The organism is Staphylococcus sp. EZ-P03, assembly GCF_003344575.1.
Lineage (GTDB): Bacteria > Bacillota > Bacilli > Staphylococcales > Staphylococcaceae > Staphylococcus > Staphylococcus simulans_B.
Window position 1 is genome coordinate 54,498 of sequence record NZ_QPMO01000006.1, and the last position, 16,532, is coordinate 71,029.

Sequence of the window (16,532 nt, forward strand, 5' to 3'; positions counted from 1 at the left end):
AAGGGTGATTATGCTTTGAATCCGCCTTTATCAGCGATTTCTTGGCTTTCTTCACCGAATTTCTTGAAGTTTTCAACGAAACGTGAAATTAAATCTTGTGCTTGTTCACGGTATGCATCTTGGTTGCTCCAAGCATTGATAGGTTGCAAGATTGAGTTTGGAACGTCTTCAATTTCTTTTGGAACACTTAAACCAAAGACTTCATCTTTTTCAAACTCTGCTTTCTTCAAATCACCTTTAATGGCAGCATCTACCATACGACGTGTATATTTAAGGCTGATACGACGACCTACGCCGTATTTACCGCCTGTCCAACCTGTGTTCACTAAGTAAACATCTACGTCGTGTTTATCGATTAAATCACCTAAAAGCTCAGCATAAACTTTTGCGTGCAATGGTAAGAATGGTGCACCAAAGCAAGTTGAGAATGATGGTACAGGTTCTGTAATACCACGTTCTGTACCTGCAAGTTTAGAAGTGAAACCACTTAAGAAGTGATAAAGTGCTTGCGCTTTATTTAATTTAGAGATTGGCGGCAACACGCCGAATGCATCTGCAGTAAGGAACACAATTGTATTTGGATGTGCACCTTTTGAAGGTTTTGCGATATTTTCAATATAATCGATCGGATAAGCAGCACGTGTGTTTTCAGTGTGCTCATTGTCATCGAAGTCAACAGAACCATTATCTTCAACAACTACGTTTTCTAAAATTGTACCGTAACGGATTGCATTATAGATTTGAGGTTCTTTTGATTTTGATAAGTTGGTAGCTTTTGCATAGCAGCCGCCCTCGATGTTGAAGATACCGTTTTTGTTCCAACCATGTTCATCATCACCGATTAATTTACGATCAGGTGCTGCAGATAATGTAGTTTTACCTGTACCTGATAAACCGAAGAATAATGCGACATCGCCTTTTTCTCCAACGTTTGCTGAGCAGTGCATACTCATGATATCTTGCTGCGGCAATAAGTAGTTCATTACTGAGAAGATACCTTTTTTCATTTCACCAGCATATTCTGTTCCCCCGATTAGAATTATACGGTGTTTGAATGAAATGATAACGAATGTTTCTGATTTTGTGCCGTCAACTTCAGGATTAGCTTTGAAATGAGGTGCTGAAACGATTGTGAAGTTAGCTTTGATTTTTTCAGCTTCATCTTTTGAAGTAGGGCGGATGAACATATTGTGCGCAAATAAGTTATGCCAAGCCATTTCATTAATTACAGTTAAACGTAACTGAGTATCTTGGTCACTGCCTGCATAACCATTGAAGACATAGAGTTCATCTTTTTGATCTAAGTAATCTAATACTTTGTCATACAGTCTTAAGAAAGTTTCTTCTTCGATAGGTTGGTTAATTGATCCCCAGTCAATTGCATCTCTATAGGAAGGTTCGTTTACAATAAATTTATCCTTAGGAGAACGACCTGTGTATTGTCCAGTAAGTGCGTTGATTGCACCTAGTTCTGTCAATTCGCCTTCGTTATTGTCTAAAATCTTGTTGTAAAGCTGTGTTTTAGTCAGTTGGAAAAGTGATGATGATTTTCCAATTAAATGTTCCAATTTTTTTCGGTTAGTTTGTGCATCTACTGCCATTTTAAATAACCCCTCCAGAGCATTAAGTATTAATTGTAATTGTAAGCCTTTACATTTTCATAGTATAACATATTACCATGATTATTCCACAACAGATTAAAGATTTTGTAAACATAGAATTGACAAGTGTAAATTGTTTGGGTAGTATTGTGTGTAACGGATTCTCTTATCCTGAGTGGCGGAGGGACATGGACCCAAAGAAGCCCAGCAACCTCTCCTTATTGGAGAAAGGTGCCAAACCGTTTGCAAATGTCATAGAAGACGTTTGAACGATAAGAGCGAAAGGACGTTTAAGGGCTTTCTCTCTATGTATATAGTTAGAAAGTCCTTTTTTATTTGAGCTCGTAGATAGAGAATTTTCGTAAAAAAATCAAAAGGAGTCAGTTATGTCGAATAATAGAAGATTATTTACGTCAGAATCTGTTACAGAAGGGCATCCTGATAAAATAGCGGACCAAATTTCAGACGCTATTTTGGATGAATTATTAAAGAAAGATCCGGATGCAAGAGTAGCTTGCGAAACAGTAGTCACTACAGGAATGGCTATGATTGTCGGAGAAATTTCTACAGCAACTTATGTTGATTTTCCTAAAGTTGTCAGAGATACAGTAGAAGAAATCGGTTATACACGAGCAAAATATGGTTATGACAGCCAAACAATGGCGGTTATGTCAGTAATTGATGAACAATCACCTGATATTGCTCAAGCAGTTGACCGTGCGCTGGAATACAGAAATGAAATTACGGAAGAAGAAATCGAAAGTACAGGTGCAGGGGACCAAGGTTTAATGTTTGGTTATGCGACTAATGAAACAGAAACTTATATGCCTTCACCTATCTACTTCTCTCATCAATTAGCAAAACGCTTATCAGATGTTAGAAAAGACGGTACTTTAACATACTTAAGACCGGACGGCAAAGTTCAAGTGACTGTTGAATACGATGAAAACGATCAGCCTGTTCGTATTGATACTATTGTATTATCTACACAGCATGCAGAAGATGTAAGTTTAGATCAAATTCAAAAAGACATCAAAGCGCATGTTATCGATCCAATTGTACCGAAAGCATTATTAGATGAAGAAACAAAATTCTTCATCAATCCTACAGGACGTTTTGTAATCGGCGGACCGCAAGGTGATGCTGGTTTAACAGGCCGTAAGATTATTGTAGATACTTATGGCGGATTTGCACGTCACGGCGGCGGATGCTTCAGCGGTAAGGATCCTACAAAAGTGGACCGTTCAGCAGCTTATGCGGCACGTTATGTGGCTAAGAATATTGTTGCTGCGGGATTAGCAGATAAATGCGAAGTACAGCTTGCTTATGCAATCGGTGTTGCTGAACCAGTATCGATTTCAATTGATACATTTGGTACAGGCAAAGTGTCTGAAGGTGTGTTAGTTCAAGCAGTCAGAGATAACTTTGATTTGCGCCCAGCAGGCATCATTAAGATGTTAGACTTGAAACGCCCGATTTATAAACAAACAGCAGCATATGGTCACTTCGGCCGTACAGATGTTGCATTACCTTGGGAACGTGTTGATAAAGTGGATGTATTGAAAGCAGCAGTCCAAGCATAATTTCGTACTTTTTGAATAAAATACGCTTTATTATCGATACATTTGAAAATTTCCTTTATAATTGGTAGTAAGATAAGTAAAGGAGCGGAAATATGTTATGGGACCATTGGAAATTGGTTTAATTGCAGCAATTGTTGTAGCTGTTATCTGTTTTGTACTCTTCTTAATTGCGTTAAACAGTAAGAAGAAAGCAAAACTGCAAGCAGAAGAACAATATGAGGCAAAAGAAAGAAGTTTAAAAGAAAATTATGAAGACGAGTTGGAAAAAGAACGCGTCGAACATAAAAAAGCGGTCACTAAACAACGCGCTGATTTTGATGAAACAGTTACTTCGAAAGACCGTGAAATTGATGCGCTGAAGCTCTTCTCTAAAAATCATAGTGAATATGTGACAGATATGCGTTTAATCGGTATCAGAGATCGCTTGGTCAAAGAAAAACGTATCCGTCCTGAAGATATGCACATCATGGCGAATATTTTCTTGCCGAAGAACGATTTCAATGATATTGATCGCATCAGTCATTTAGTGTTAACGCGTACAGGGTTATACATTATTGATTCACAGTTATTGAAAGGGCATGTTTATAACGGTATCAGTAAAGAACAATTCAGTACTTTACCGACAATTGAACAAGTCTTTGATGTGCTTGATTTAGATAAACGTCATCCTCAAACACTTGTGTTAGATGAGAATGACGATAAGCAATCAGCTTCATTTGTGAATTATTCAAATCAATTAAAACGTGTAGAACAGCTTGCTGAAACGCTGAAACGCGAATTAGATTTGAAATATACACCGATGGCATTGCTTTACTTCAACCCTAAAAATGAGGGTGCTGTAACGATTTCTAACTATTCTCAAACAACGAATACAAAAGTATTGGTTGGACCTGAACAGTTAGATGAATACTTTAATAAATTCGTATTTCATGGACGTATTCAATATAATGTTGAAGATTTGCAACGTGTCATGGAAGAAATCGAATCATTCAACTAAACGACAAAGTACCATTGACTGCAAGTATTGCAGTGGATGGTACTTTTTATTTTTAACCAGGACTTTCACTCATGCACTGTTTAACAATTAAGCGTATAGTAAAGGTTGAGAAAAGCGAAGTCTAAAGGAGAGATAGAGATGGAGTATATTACATTTTACAATGGTAATACAATGCCGAAAGTCGGATTAGGCACTTTCAGAGTAGAAAATAATGATCAATTAAAAGCATCTGTTCAATATGCTATTGAACAAGGTTATAGAAGTATTGATACTGCTATGATTTATCAAAACGAAGAAAAAGTAGGAGAAGGTATTAAAGCAGGTATAGCCGCTGCAGGATTAAAACGTTCAGATGTGTTTATTACCTCTAAACTATGGTTGGATGATTATGGTAGAACGAATGTAGAAGCGGCTTATCAAACATCGCTGGATAAATTAGGACTGGACTATTTAGATTTATACTTAATGCACTGGCCTGGAACAGATGAAGATTTAATGATAGAAACATGGCAGGGTATGGAAGATTTATTGAAAGATAATAAAGTTAAAAACATCGGCGTCAGCAATTTCCATCCCCATCATTTAGAAGCCTTATTATCACATGCTTCTATCAAACCTGTTATCAATCAAGTTGAATTTCATCCTTATCTGACACAAAGTGATTTAAACTTATATTTAAATGCACAGCGTATTCAAATGGAATCATGGTCGCCCTTAATGAATGCACAAATTCTTGAAGATGAAACTGTAAAACAAATTGCAGAAGAAGTTGATAGATCTCCAGCACAAGTTATCATTCGTTGGAATCTTCAACATGATGTGGTAGTAATTCCAAAATCAATAACACCTTCTCGTATCAATGAGAATATTCAGGTCTTTGATTTCGAACTTACTGAAGACCAAATGCAGCGCCTTGATAATTTGAATCAAAATAAAAGAGTAGGGCCTGACCCAGAACATTATGAAGGTCATAAATAAAGAGAATAACATAGAATAAAAATAGAGAAGCGGGTTCACTACAAAACCTGCTTCTCTATTTTTGCTTATCTTTTCATTTTTAAACTAAATGATAGCCGATCAGACAAGCCGCAAAACATAAACCATACTGCAATAAACTATAAATAATGAACAGTGTCAGTTTTGTTTTATTCATTAGCATTTGTGACAGCTCTGAAGAAAGTGTAGAAAAAGTGGTTAAACCACCTAAAAAGCCTGTAACGAGCAATGGCGACACAAACGCATGTCCTATGGCCATACCTGAAATAATACTGATTAAAAAGCTGCCGGCTAAGTTAACGATTAACGTCGCAATCGGAAGCTGCGTACGTAGATTTTTACAACTATTTGTGACAGCTGCACGTACAACTGCACCTAAACCGCCGCCAACCATTACTAAAAGCAGATTAATCATTGCTTAACGCACCTCCCAATTTGGTTCCGATATAACATAAAATTATACCTAACACATAACTTGAAAGGGCATAAATAATGAGTAAAGGTATTTGCTGATGGGCAAGCATTTTAACCAGTTCAAATTGAAACGTGGAAAAGGTTGTCAATGCACCTAGCAAACCTGTAGTGATGCCTTTCTTGACTAATGGATGATCTTTAAAGTATTGGATAGCCAATGCTGAAATCAATCCCATCAAAAAGGCACCAGCTAAGTTTGCGGTAAATGTGCCTATCGGAAAACCTTGTCCGGAATTTAAAAATGAAAATAAATAGCGCAGCAATGCACCTATGGCACCGCCTGCAAAAACATATAAATACTGCACATTATCGCCTCTTACAATCGTAATATATAAATTATTCTACGATGCTCATAAAATGTCAATCTTGTTTTAAAATTATTTAAGCATACCGAAAGAGAATAATGACGCAACAATATGAATGACAATTACAATCAGTAAAAGGATTGGCAGAAATTTGCTTGCTGGTCGAATCCAATCTTTACGATCTTTGGCATGTTTGATTGATTTATCCGCTAGAATAATAGCAACAATCAAAATAATGACATTAATGATACTGCTGGTGATAATCTTTTTGACGATAGAATGAAATTGTTCGTTTAATAGTGGATTAAACATGTTGAAGTTAAAACTTATAACAATAAGTATAAGCGTGAGATAAAAATAAAGTTTTGACCGTGACATGATGACCTCCATTTCTTTACATTCTTTAATATTATCATAGATTATGAAGGTGCAACCATTTCTTTACAAAATCGTAAGATAGGAATGGACGTTTGAGTTAATCAATCGCGATTTGAACCTCTGAGTGTTATAATCAAATTACTTTCAAAAGGATTGCAAGTAATATGAAGGAGGCACTTATATTATGGTAAAAGCAGATTTAAATGTTGAAGTATTTGCGGATGGTGCAGATATTGAAGAAATGAAAAGAGCCTATAAAAATAACGAGGTAGATGGTTTTACTACAAACCCAAGTCTAATGGCTAAAGCGGGTGTAACAGATTATAAAGCATTCGCAGAAGAAGCAGTTAAAGCAATTCCTGATGCTTCAATTTCATTCGAAGTTTTCGCAGATGATCTTGAAACAATGGAAAAAGAAGCTGAAATTTTAAAACAATACGGTAAAAACGTATTTGTTAAAATTCCTATTGTTAATACAAAAGGCGAATCAACAATTCCTTTAATTGAAAAATTATCAGCCAATCAAGTTCAGTTGAATGTGACAGCTGTTTATACAATCGAGCAAGTTAAAGAAATTACTGAAGCAGTAACTGAAGGTGTACCGACTTATGTTTCTGTATTCGCAGGCCGTATCGCTGATACAGGTGTAGACCCATTACCGCTTATGAAAGAATCTGTAGAAGTTACTCATTCTAAAGAAGGCGTTAAATTATTATGGGCTAGCTGCCGCGAATTATTTAATGTCATTCAAGCAGACGAAATCGGTACAGATATTATTACTTGCCCAGCAGGTGTTATCAGCAAAATTCCTAATATCGGAAGAGATATCAACGAATTATCAGTAGATACTGTTGAAGGATTTGCGAAAGATATTAAAAAATCAGGACTTTCAATTCTTTAATTCAAACAAAATTAAAGGTATCTAAACCTTTAAAGCTAGTATAAAATAAAGGCAGAAATAATCTTTTCATAAGGTAGATTCCCTTATTAAAAGTTATTTCTGCCTCTTTTTTAAATAAGAATCGGGCAGGTGTATAGGTGTAGTGAAAAAAGAGCATTTTGAAACAAAAGTAAAAAAGCAGCTTTGGTTCTTGAATAATAAAGAAAAAGCACAGCTGAATCAAGTTTTATCTGAAGTAGAACAAAATCAGGATCCTCAAGCAATTTACAAGAAGCCGATTAAGTTTTCTAATCAGTTTTTGCGTACGCACATTTTTCGTGAACGCAACCAAGGAACAGCCTCTTTCTTCTTAATTATTGCAGGAATGCTGTTAATCAATGCATTATTACTTGGTTTGTTTTTATTCGGCTTATTATCAAGCCTGAATGTCGTTCAATATTTTGTACATCCTCAAGTCGATCTATCGATGCTGCAACTTATATTGATTTTAACAGGCGGAATATTAGCAATCATTGTATCTAGTATTTTAATGAAGAAAGTCACTGCGTACTTTACCAAAAAGCTGCTTGAATGCCGTTTTAATCAGCAGCATTAAAAGTCAGATTATATAAAAAGATACATTCTAGCCATTTACGGTGAATCAATGCATAATGGGCATCTACTATGAGTTGTTCGCCATTTTTGAAAATCAATCGTGTCATAGAGTAATGGCATTGCACACCAGAAATTTCCAGTCCGTTAATAAAATGCTGGATAGGAGAGCGTTTATTGCGGATTGGGAACAGAATGGTTTGCTGATTAATAATCAATGGCAGATGTTTACGTATATTCAGCATACTTTTGAGTTCATGAGATGAATATTTCGGGGTGTATTGGTAATGTCTGAGTAATGCATTCATATACGAACTCAATGGAACTTTCGTTAATTCATGAAACAAATTATAAGCACATTCAATTTGAAACGTTTGATGCGGATAAGATGTGAAATATAAAATTTTAGGTCTGCGGTAATTTGTCATGCATGCGACGCTCCTTTTAGAAATTTTTTCAAAGGTGCTAATTTAGTGCGTGCCTGTGTTTGATATTTGCGGATGCTAGTCGCAGATTTTTTCATCAGCGTTTGAATTTCGAATTGTTTATATCCGCAAAGCTTAAGGTTCAGCCACATTCTTTCGCAATCATTCAACAATGCATAATACTCTGATGCAATGAGTTGCGATAGATGATTTTTAGTAGAGTTTATAGCACTGTGATTTTCAATAAGAGTAAAGTCTCCAATCGTATCCTCCAGGCATTTTCCTTTCTTTCGGAACTGGTCCACTAAATAAAAATTAAGCCTTTGAAATAAATATCCGCTCATGCTATTATGAATAGACATGTCGAATTGTCGCAATAATGACCACATTTTAATGGAAAGTAATTGTGCATATTCTTCGACATCATACTTGATATTATATTTCTTCAACAATGTGTAAATAATCCCTTGGTTACGGATGATTAATGTCTCTATATTCATCTCGTACCTATTCAATCTATGGGCATAACATGTTATTTCCAGTTGAAATAAGTTTAACGAAGTTTATAAATTATTTCATTTGCTTATTGTACAAAATAAGTGTTAAATAGAAGGGTAGAAATAAATTTTTAACTGAATTTGATTGCAGAAATGAACCGAAACATAACGATAAAGCATAATTCACTATAAGACGGGAGGATTCTATGGATTACGCACATTTAAATTTGGAACACTTTTTTGCACGCCATGATGAATTGGACATGATTAAAGATAGTTCAGATTTTGTAATGATTAATAATATGACGAATGAAATGATGTATCGCGATGGAAAAATAGAAGGAACGATCGATTTGAATCGTTACTATTATAAGAATAGATCAGAAGCAGCCAGCTTTATTATGATGGAGTATAAACGTCCGGAATAATAAACGTGCTTTTATAGAATTCTGCCTGTTTATTACAGTTTCACTGTAAATAAATAGGCTGTTTTTTATTTTGTAATGTTATATTGCACTTAATTATTACTGACGTTATAAAAATATTATATGAAGACTACAGCAATATTACATTCTGACTTCATTCCAGTCACATTTCAAAAGGTATGATAAAATGTGGAGTGGACAACTTTGAATTGTTATACACTTAAAAAAGTGTTAAGATTTAGAATCAATACGCATCAACTTTAATTTAACTTGACCTAAGAGGTGTAATTATGACGAAGCACAAGAAGGGCTCTATCTTCGCTATAATAGGGCTGCTTGTTATTTTGGCTGTTACTGGCTTTATTTTCTTTTCTATGATTTCAGATCAAGTCTTATTTAAACACGTTAAGAAAGTAGAGAAAGTTGAACATTTAGATGTGACTTTAGAAGAAGCAGCGAAAAAACAAATCGATAACTATACAAGCCAGCAGGTTTCTGACAAGAATGACAGATGGCATGATGCAACTGGTACAGAAATTAAAAAAGCGATGGATAGTAAAAACTTCATAGATGATGATATTCAAAAATATCAATTTTTAGATTTATCTAAGTATCAAGGTATTGATAAGAATAGAATTAAGCGTATGCTAGCGGACCGACCTACCTTGTTATCCCACACAGAAGATTTTATACATGCAGCGAAAAAACGCCAAGTGAACGAAGTCTACTTGATTTCGCATGCTGTCTTGGAAACAGGCGCTGTTAAAAGTGAATTATCAAAAGGTGTAGAGATAGACGGTAAGAAATATTATAATTTCTACGGTGTAGGCGCATTAGATAAAGACCCTGTCAAAACAGGTGCAGAATACGCTAAGAAACATGGATGGGATACACCAGAAAAAGCCATTGACGGCGGTGCAGAATTCATCCACAAACATTTCTTATCCAACCCAGATCAAAATACATTATACAGCATGAGATGGAATCCTAAGAATCCAGGTGAACATCAATATGCGACAGATATAAAATGGGCGGAAAGCAACGCATCATTGATTGCGAACTTCTATGAAAAAATCAACACTGAAGGTAAATACTTCAAATTATTTGTTTATAAAGACGATAAAAAACACCAATAATAGTTTAATATTGAATAAAGTTAAAGCGGAATGATTAAATGTTTGAGATTTAATTGTTTCGCTTTATTTTTGTTTATAGCATAATAGACAGTGTATAACTAAAAGTGTTGGTTAAGAGGAGGTTATCAACGATGCGCGTTGCAATTATAGGAATGGGTACGGCAGGCGTCAGTATCTTAAGACAATTAGAGCAGCATTCATATTTTAAAGAACTAGAAATAGATGTGTATGATAATGCGAAAAATATGGGGTAAGGTGTGCCTTTTCAAAACGACAGTTCGCAATTATTAATCAACTTGCCGAGTAAAGATATGTCGTTGAATTTAAATGACCAAGAAGAATTTTATAAATGGTATGAAAACCAAGATGAATTTAAATTCGATAACGCTGCGTATTTGCCGAGATTTGTATTCGGCCATTACATGAAAAGCTATTTAGAACGTTTCAGCAATCAGTATGACAATATACATATCATTACTGAAAAAGCGACTGAAATGTTTTTAGAAAAAGGGTTTGAAAAGGATGCACAGATTCAATATTTTGTATGTACGAATCATCAGCACGAAGCATGCCGACAATATGACTATGTCTTCTTGACTGTCGGAACAATGTCGTATCATGATCCTTACAAACTCAAGGGATTAAAAGGATTTATCAAATCACCGTATCCGACGTATGAAACGCTGAATACAGTGAATGGCACAGATGATATTGCGGTTATCGGTACTGGATTATCCAGTTTAGATGTTATTCGTTATGTTGTAAAACATCATCCTAACTTGCCTTTAACAGCTGTAAGCAGAAAAGGAGAGTTGCCGAGTGTCAGAGGTGAAATGCCTGATATTACATTGAAATATGTAACAAAAGACAACTTTAACAATATTATTAAATCTCATTTCGGCGTGGTACCGTTAGAATCTGCCATTCAATTGTTTAAACAAGAGTGCGAAGAATTGAATATTCCATTAGAACAATTAGTACATCGACGTGTCGGAGATCCGATTAAGGATTTAAAATATGATTTGGCGCATCCTGAAATCTTAGGTGTTTTCCAAAGTTTGTTAGAAACTATCAAAGAAAATATGAACTGGATTTGGAATAGTTTGAGCATCGAAGATCAAAAGATTTTCATGAAAGAATACATGCCGATACTTAAAGCCAATTCTAATCCGATGCCGCCGCGTACTGCGCGATTATTAATTGAAGAGATTGAAAATGGTCATTTAATTATTAAAAAAGATTTAGCAGAAGTGACACAAGAAAATGATACGTTTATCTTCAAATATAATGATGATACTAAAACAGAACAATACAACGTAGTGATTAATGCGACAGGACCGCGCACACAACTTAAAGATTTAGATGAAGATGATGCATTCTTAATTGATATTGCGAATAGACAAATTGTTCAAGCGCACCCGATGGGCGGGATTCAAATTGTGCCGGAGACCAATCAAGTAATTAGCCCAAGATACGGGACTTTGCCGCATTTAATTGCGATCGGTCAAATCACTAATGGTATCAATCAAGCACGTAACGGTGTCAATATGATAGTGCGTCAATCCGTTCAGGCTGTTGAGAGTCTGTATGAATATCATGCTGAAAACAGATAACGAATAAGTTAAAATTATTGTCATATAAAATAAAGTAAGCTATGATATTCTTATGAGCACGAAATACATGCTCGATCGATTCAGAAACAATTTCATAATATTCTTTCGGGGCAGGGTGAAATTCCCAACCGGCAGTAAATTATAAGCCTGCGACCTGTACTCATTTGATGAGTATGGCTGATCTAGTGTAAATCTAGAGCCGACAGTTAAAGTCTGGATGGGAGAAAGAATCAAGACGTCATTAAATATTAATTTTAATTGGTATTTAAGTGGGGTCTAGTTCGCTATACAGAAATCAGCTTTCTTACTATAGGGACTGGTCTGCTTAATTATCCAACGTTGATATATTCTAATCCGTTGCCTCTTTATTTGAGACAGCGGATTTTTTAATGAGGTGATTGTTTGAATCGTTTTTTACAAAATGCTATACAATTAGCAAAAATGGCTGAAGGCCAAACAGGTGTTAACCCTGCAGTCGGTTCTGTGGTTGTCAAAGACGGCAAAATTGTCGGACTCGGCGCACATTTGAAGCAGGGAGAAAAACATGCTGAAGTACAAGCATTAGATATGGCTGGATATGCAGCAAAAGGTGCTACCATCTATGTATCTTTAGAACCTTGTACACATTTTGGATCCACGCCGCCGTGTGTTAATAAAATTATCGAAGCGGGGATAAAAAAAGTTGTCTATGCTATGAAAGACATTACTTTGGATTCTCCTGGAGATGATATTTTAGCAGCGGCAGGTATTGAAGTGGATTATCAGCATCAATCTGAGGCAGAAGCAATGTATACAGACTTTTTTAAAGCTAAACAAGCACAAATACCAGAAGTAACATTAAAGGTAAGTGTAAGTTTGGATGGCAAACAAGCTACGGATGAGGGTCAAAGCAAATGGATTACCAATCCTGGTGTTAAACAAGAAGTATTTTTGCAGCGTGCACGTCATGATGCAATTTTGACCGGTGCAGGTACTGTTGCTGCGGATAATCCGAGTTTAACGGTGAGGTTAGAAGGTGAACGCCAACCCGTTCGTGTGATATTAGCACGCAGCGGTAATTTGGATTGGAACCAGAACATATTTCATGATCCGATTTCGCCTGTCTATGTATACACAGAAAATAACCAAATAAAAACAGATGAACTTCAATCTCACGTACAGGTGATTGTACTTGATGATTGTTCAATTGAAACTGTTTTAAAAGATTTATATAAGAAAGGTATCGGCTCAGTCTATGTTGAAGCCGGTCCTAAAGTGACTTCTCAATTTCTCCAATCGCAGTGTGTACAAACACTGATTATTTACTACGCCCCGAAAGTAATTGGAGGTTCTGGCGCTTATCAGTTTTATCAAACTGACAGCATTTTACCGCTGGAACAAGTTCCTCAATTTGAAATTGACCATTCTGAAATCATTGATCAAAATATCAAAGTTGTATTAAGAAAGAAGTGATTTCATGTTTACCGGTATTGTAGAAGAAATCGGTACGATTGACCGAATGACTACAGAACAAAATGTCATCAAAGTGACGATAGCATGTCAAACTATCATAGAAGATATGCATATCGGTGATTCAATCAGCGTGAATGGTGCATGTTTAACAGTAACTTCCTTTGATTCATCTTCCTTTGATGTCAATGTCATTAAAGGAACCGAAGACAAAACATATTTATCGCAGCTGACAAAAGGCAATCGCGTGAATTTAGAGCGTGCCATGCCCAGTCAAGGCAGGTTCGGCGGACATTTTGTTTTAGGACATGTTGATGAAGTAGGGTCGATTATTAAAATCAGACCTTCTTCAAACTCTAACATCGTAACTGTACAATGTCCTGCATCGATTACAGATCAAATGGTTCAGCAAGGTTCTATCACTGTTGATGGAACAAGTTTGACGATTTTCAGACTTGACCATGGACAATTTGATATCCATTTGATTCCTGAAACTAAACGATCGACTGTTTTAGGTCAGAAACGTGTGGGCGATAAAGTTCATTTAGAAGCGGATATGTTATTTAAATATGTACAAAAAGCAATTTCAAATGACAAGTCGGAATTGACTAAAGAGAAACTTATGCAATTCGGCTTTTAAGAGGAGTGTTGATAAATGCAATTTGATTCTATAGAAAGTGCTGTTGAAGCACTTAAACAAGGTGAAAGTATCATTGTTGTCGATAATGAAGATCGTGAAAATGAAGGTGATTTAGTTGCGATTACTGAATTAATGAATGATAATACTGTGAATTTTATGGCACAAGAAGGCCGCGGTTTAATTTGTGCGCCGATCTCACTATCATTAGCTAAATCATTGAATTTAGAGCCGATGGTTAAAGAAAATAGCGATGAGTTCGGTACTGCGTTTACTGAAAGTATCGACCATATTCATACTACAACAGGCATCAGTGCCGATGAACGAATGATGACAGCTCGTGCTTTGATTGATGAGAACAGTACTGCAAGCGACTTCAATCGACCAGGACATTTATTCCCGTTAATAGCAAGAACGGGCGGGGTGTTGGTTAGACAAGGCCATACAGAAGCAGCAGTAGATTTAGCTGAAATGACAGGTTCGAAACCTGCAGGATTGATATGTGAAATTATGAATGAAGACGGCACAATGGCAAAAGGTGAACAGCTGCAAGCATTTAAAGAAAAACATCAGTTGAAAATGATTTCTATTGAAGCCTTGATCCATTACCGCAAAGTACATGAAACGCATATGCATGCTAAAGCAAAAGTTAAAATGCCTACAGATTTCGGTACGTTTGATATGTATGGCTTTGAATCTGATTATTCACATGATGAAATTGTGGCTATTGTAAAAGGCGATGTTCAAAATGTAGAAAATGTACGGATTCATTCCTCTTGTTTAACAGGCGATATTTTCCACAGTCAGAGATGCGACTGCGGGGCGCAATTAGAAGCAGCAATGAAATACATCAATGAGCATGGCGGTATGATTATTTATTTACCGCAAGAGGGCAGAGGTATCGGTTTAATCAATAAATTAAAAGCTTATGAATTGATTGAAAAAGGTTACGACACAGTCACTGCCAATTTAGCTTTAGGTTTTGATGAAGACTTGCGTGATTATTATCATGCGGCTGAAATTCTAAAACATTTCGACATAGAAAAAGTCAATTTACTCAGCAATAACCCAGAGAAATTCAAAGGTTTAAAACATTACGGAATTGACGTGGAAAAACGTATTGAACTGATTGTTCCTGAATGTGAACATAACCATGATTATATGCATACAAAGAAAATGAAAATGGGACATATGATTTAAGTAAAAGAATCAATCATTAAATAATTGGAGGAATTAACAATGAACTTTGAAGGAAAATTATTAGGACAGGATTTAAAAATCGGTATCGTTGTGAGCAGATTCAACGACTTTATTACAGGACGCTTATTAGAAGGTGCGAAAGATGTTTTAGTACGTCATGAAGTAGATGGCAACCAAATCGATGTGGCTTATGTGCCAGGTGCATTTGAAATTCCATTGGCAGCGAAAAAATTAGCACAAACCGGAAAATATGATGCAGTAATTACATTAGGATGTGTCATCAGAGGGGCAACTTCTCACTATGATTATGTCTGCAACGAAGTAGCAAAAGGTGTATCTAAAGTAAGCGATACAAGCGGATTACCAGTCATTTTCGGTGTGTTAACAACTGAAACGATTGAACAAGCTGTTGAACGTGCTGGGACTAAAGCAGGTAATAAAGGCGCTGAAGCGGCTATGGCAGCAATTGAAATGGCTAACTTATTAAAATCAATTGAAGCTTAAGTTCAATTGATTTAACAGATAGATTACTTTATTTAAAAGGCAATATGAGGGGGTGGGACAAAAATAATATTAAAAACAACAAGATTTTAATATTAAATTATAAAATAAAAATATATAAATTTGTTTCTTCACTTAAATAATTCTTTATCTATACAACTTTCCAACTATAGACACAATATTCACATGATTAAGGATTCTATCAAGAAACACTTCGTCCCTGGATTTGAAATTAATGTTTGTAATCAGTATAAGACTCTTCTTTTCATAACGACGATCAACAATTTTAAAAAATAGATTTGCATATTCAACATCTATTGGTAGATAACCTATCTCATCTATGATTAAAAGCTTATAATTACTATAATGTTTTAGTCTGGCTTCTAATCTCCCCCTAATTCTTTGCTTTATGCAAATTCTCTATTAATTGATGGCATTTAATGAAATAGGTATTCTTTCTTTTTTTGGTTCTTCATCTTTTATGGTGGGAAGGTAAAACTTCCCGCCTTTTTTGATACCTTCAATTGTCAAATTAAGTGCAACACTTTATCATTGAAAAGCTCTGTGGGTGTTTTCCAATCAAATCGTTTACGAGGACGTGTATTCAACTTATAAACATAGTGTTCTATTTGTTCTTCTGTAATGTTATCAATATCAATACCTTTGGCTATATATTCTCTAATCAATCCATTTGTATTTTCATTAGTTCCACGTTGCCAAGGGGAATGAGAATCAAGAAAATAAAATGGAATGTTATCTAACTCTGACGTAATTTCTGGATGTTTAGAAAACTCTTTACTTCTATCTGGTGTAATAGATAATC

At 35.5% G+C, this 16,532-nt stretch carries 18 protein-coding genes, 2 pseudogenes and 2 riboswitches; of the genes and pseudogenes, 12 read left to right on the plus strand and 8 right to left on the minus strand.

The genetic code is table 11. The features are described from left to right. Nucleotides 1–8: 8 nt before the first annotated feature. Nucleotides 9–1,601: a phosphoenolpyruvate carboxykinase (ATP) gene (gene pckA / locus DVJ99_RS03160; protein ID WP_114603100.1), complete on the minus strand. Its 1,593-nt coding sequence runs from the start codon at nucleotides 1,599–1,601 to the stop codon at nucleotides 9–11. A gap of 163 nt (nucleotides 1,602–1,764) precedes the next feature. Beyond that, nucleotides 1,765–1,880: riboswitch (SAM riboswitch) on the plus strand. 107 nt (nucleotides 1,881–1,987) lie between these two features. Between pckA and metK the strand changes: the two genes are divergently transcribed. The 3 genes from metK to DVJ99_RS03175 all read left to right on the plus strand — a co-directional run bounded on the left by metK (nucleotide 1,988) and on the right by DVJ99_RS03175 (nucleotide 5,159). Then, a complete protein-coding gene (metK, locus tag DVJ99_RS03165) occupies nucleotides 1,988–3,184 on the plus strand; it encodes a methionine adenosyltransferase (protein ID WP_114603101.1) in 1,197 nt (398 codons plus the stop codon). A gap of 97 nt (nucleotides 3,185–3,281) precedes the next feature. Continuing rightward, complete coding sequence (locus tag DVJ99_RS03170) at nucleotides 3,282–4,181, plus strand: NERD domain-containing protein (RefSeq protein WP_105992491.1); 900 nt, start codon at nucleotides 3,282–3,284, stop codon at nucleotides 4,179–4,181. Between the two features lie 138 nt (nucleotides 4,182–4,319). Then, a complete protein-coding gene (locus DVJ99_RS03175) occupies nucleotides 4,320–5,159 on the plus strand; it encodes an aldo/keto reductase (protein WP_114603102.1) in 840 nt (279 codons plus the stop codon). A 79-nt stretch (nucleotides 5,160–5,238) separates the two neighbouring features. Here the strand turns inward: DVJ99_RS03175 and DVJ99_RS03180 are convergent, their stop codons facing one another. The 3 genes from DVJ99_RS03180 to DVJ99_RS03190 all read right to left on the minus strand — a co-directional run bounded on the left by DVJ99_RS03180 (nucleotide 5,239) and on the right by DVJ99_RS03190 (nucleotide 6,334). Further along, nucleotides 5,239–5,592: a fluoride efflux transporter FluC gene (locus tag DVJ99_RS03180; RefSeq protein ID WP_114603103.1), complete on the minus strand. Its 354-nt coding sequence runs from the start codon at nucleotides 5,590–5,592 to the stop codon at nucleotides 5,239–5,241. Next, entirely contained in the window at nucleotides 5,585–5,956 is a 372-nt protein-coding gene (gene crcB, locus DVJ99_RS03185) for a fluoride efflux transporter CrcB (RefSeq protein WP_114603104.1), read from the minus strand. The genes DVJ99_RS03180 and crcB overlap by 8 nt, the downstream gene beginning before the upstream one ends. Before the next feature lie 72 nt (nucleotides 5,957–6,028). Beyond that, on the minus strand, nucleotides 6,029–6,334 hold the full coding sequence (locus DVJ99_RS03190) for a hypothetical protein (protein WP_105992495.1): 306 nt from the start codon (nucleotides 6,332–6,334) through the stop codon (nucleotides 6,029–6,031). A 184-nt stretch (nucleotides 6,335–6,518) separates the two neighbouring features. On the opposite strand from DVJ99_RS03190, the gene DVJ99_RS03195 reads away from it, so the two are divergent. Together DVJ99_RS03195 and DVJ99_RS03200 are read left to right on the plus strand one after the other, a co-directional pair. Continuing rightward, nucleotides 6,519–7,235: a transaldolase gene (locus DVJ99_RS03195; protein ID WP_114603105.1), complete on the plus strand. Its 717-nt coding sequence runs from the start codon at nucleotides 6,519–6,521 to the stop codon at nucleotides 7,233–7,235. A 142-nt stretch (nucleotides 7,236–7,377) separates the two neighbouring features. After that, complete coding sequence (locus DVJ99_RS03200; RefSeq protein WP_114603106.1) at nucleotides 7,378–7,830, plus strand: hypothetical protein; 453 nt, start codon at nucleotides 7,378–7,380, stop codon at nucleotides 7,828–7,830. On the opposite strand, the gene DVJ99_RS03205 is transcribed toward DVJ99_RS03200, so the two are convergent. Further along, nucleotides 7,814–8,254 (minus strand): hypothetical protein, encoded by a 441-nt coding sequence (locus DVJ99_RS03205; protein WP_114603107.1) that lies wholly within the window; start codon nucleotides 8,252–8,254, stop codon nucleotides 7,814–7,816. The genes DVJ99_RS03200 and DVJ99_RS03205 overlap by 17 nt on opposite strands. Beyond that, a complete protein-coding gene (locus DVJ99_RS03210) occupies nucleotides 8,251–8,751 on the minus strand; it encodes a sigma-70 family RNA polymerase sigma factor (RefSeq protein ID WP_114603108.1) in 501 nt (166 codons plus the stop codon). Before DVJ99_RS03210 ends, DVJ99_RS03205 begins: the two co-directional genes overlap by 4 nt. 203 nt (nucleotides 8,752–8,954) lie before the next feature. On the opposite strand from DVJ99_RS03210, the gene DVJ99_RS03215 reads away from it, so the two are divergent. The 7 genes and pseudogenes from DVJ99_RS03215 to ribH all read left to right on the plus strand — a co-directional run bounded on the left by DVJ99_RS03215 (nucleotide 8,955) and on the right by ribH (nucleotide 15,712). Then, nucleotides 8,955–9,176, plus strand: coding sequence for a hypothetical protein (locus tag DVJ99_RS03215; RefSeq protein WP_105992500.1), 222 nt, complete (start codon nucleotides 8,955–8,957; stop codon nucleotides 9,174–9,176). 287 nt (nucleotides 9,177–9,463) lie between these two features. Then, nucleotides 9,464–10,309 carry a peptidoglycan release complex glucosaminidase SagB gene (gene sagB, locus DVJ99_RS03220; protein WP_114603109.1) on the plus strand — a complete coding sequence of 282 codons (846 nt, stop codon included), beginning with the start codon at nucleotides 9,464–9,466 and terminating at the stop codon, nucleotides 10,307–10,309. 131 nt (nucleotides 10,310–10,440) lie between these two features. After that, a pseudogene (locus DVJ99_RS03225) lies at nucleotides 10,441–11,922 on the plus strand (FAD/NAD(P)-binding protein). A gap of 97 nt (nucleotides 11,923–12,019) precedes the next feature. Beyond that, nucleotides 12,020–12,155: riboswitch (FMN riboswitch) on the plus strand. 169 nt (nucleotides 12,156–12,324) lie between these two features. Then, the gene (gene ribD / locus DVJ99_RS03230) at nucleotides 12,325–13,374 is read left to right on the plus strand and encodes a bifunctional diaminohydroxyphosphoribosylaminopyrimidine deaminase/5-amino-6-(5-phosphoribosylamino)uracil reductase RibD (protein ID WP_114603110.1); all 1,050 of its coding nucleotides are present in this window, start codon (nucleotides 12,325–12,327) and stop codon (nucleotides 13,372–13,374) included. 4 nt (nucleotides 13,375–13,378) lie between these two features. Next, nucleotides 13,379–14,011 carry a riboflavin synthase gene (locus DVJ99_RS03235; RefSeq protein ID WP_114603111.1) on the plus strand — a complete coding sequence of 211 codons (633 nt, stop codon included), beginning with the start codon at nucleotides 13,379–13,381 and terminating at the stop codon, nucleotides 14,009–14,011. Nucleotides 14,012–14,026: 15 nt separating this feature from the next. Continuing rightward, a complete protein-coding gene (gene ribB, locus DVJ99_RS03240; protein ID WP_114603112.1) occupies nucleotides 14,027–15,208 on the plus strand; it encodes a 3,4-dihydroxy-2-butanone-4-phosphate synthase in 1,182 nt (393 codons plus the stop codon). A gap of 39 nt (nucleotides 15,209–15,247) precedes the next feature. Further along, complete coding sequence (gene ribH / locus DVJ99_RS03245; RefSeq protein ID WP_114603113.1) at nucleotides 15,248–15,712, plus strand: 6,7-dimethyl-8-ribityllumazine synthase; 465 nt, start codon at nucleotides 15,248–15,250, stop codon at nucleotides 15,710–15,712. Nucleotides 15,713–15,809: 97 nt separating this feature from the next. Here ribH and DVJ99_RS03250 read toward each other — a convergent pair. Both DVJ99_RS03250 and DVJ99_RS03255 read right to left on the minus strand, forming a co-directional pair. Then, nucleotides 15,810–16,175 (minus strand): annotated as a pseudogene (locus DVJ99_RS03250) (ATP-binding protein); the annotation flags it as partial. Nucleotides 16,176–16,236: 61 nt separating this feature from the next. Further along, nucleotides 16,237–16,532, minus strand: a 296-nt coding sequence (locus DVJ99_RS03255) for an IS30 family transposase (protein ID WP_114603114.1), incomplete at its 5' end; no start/stop codon positions are given.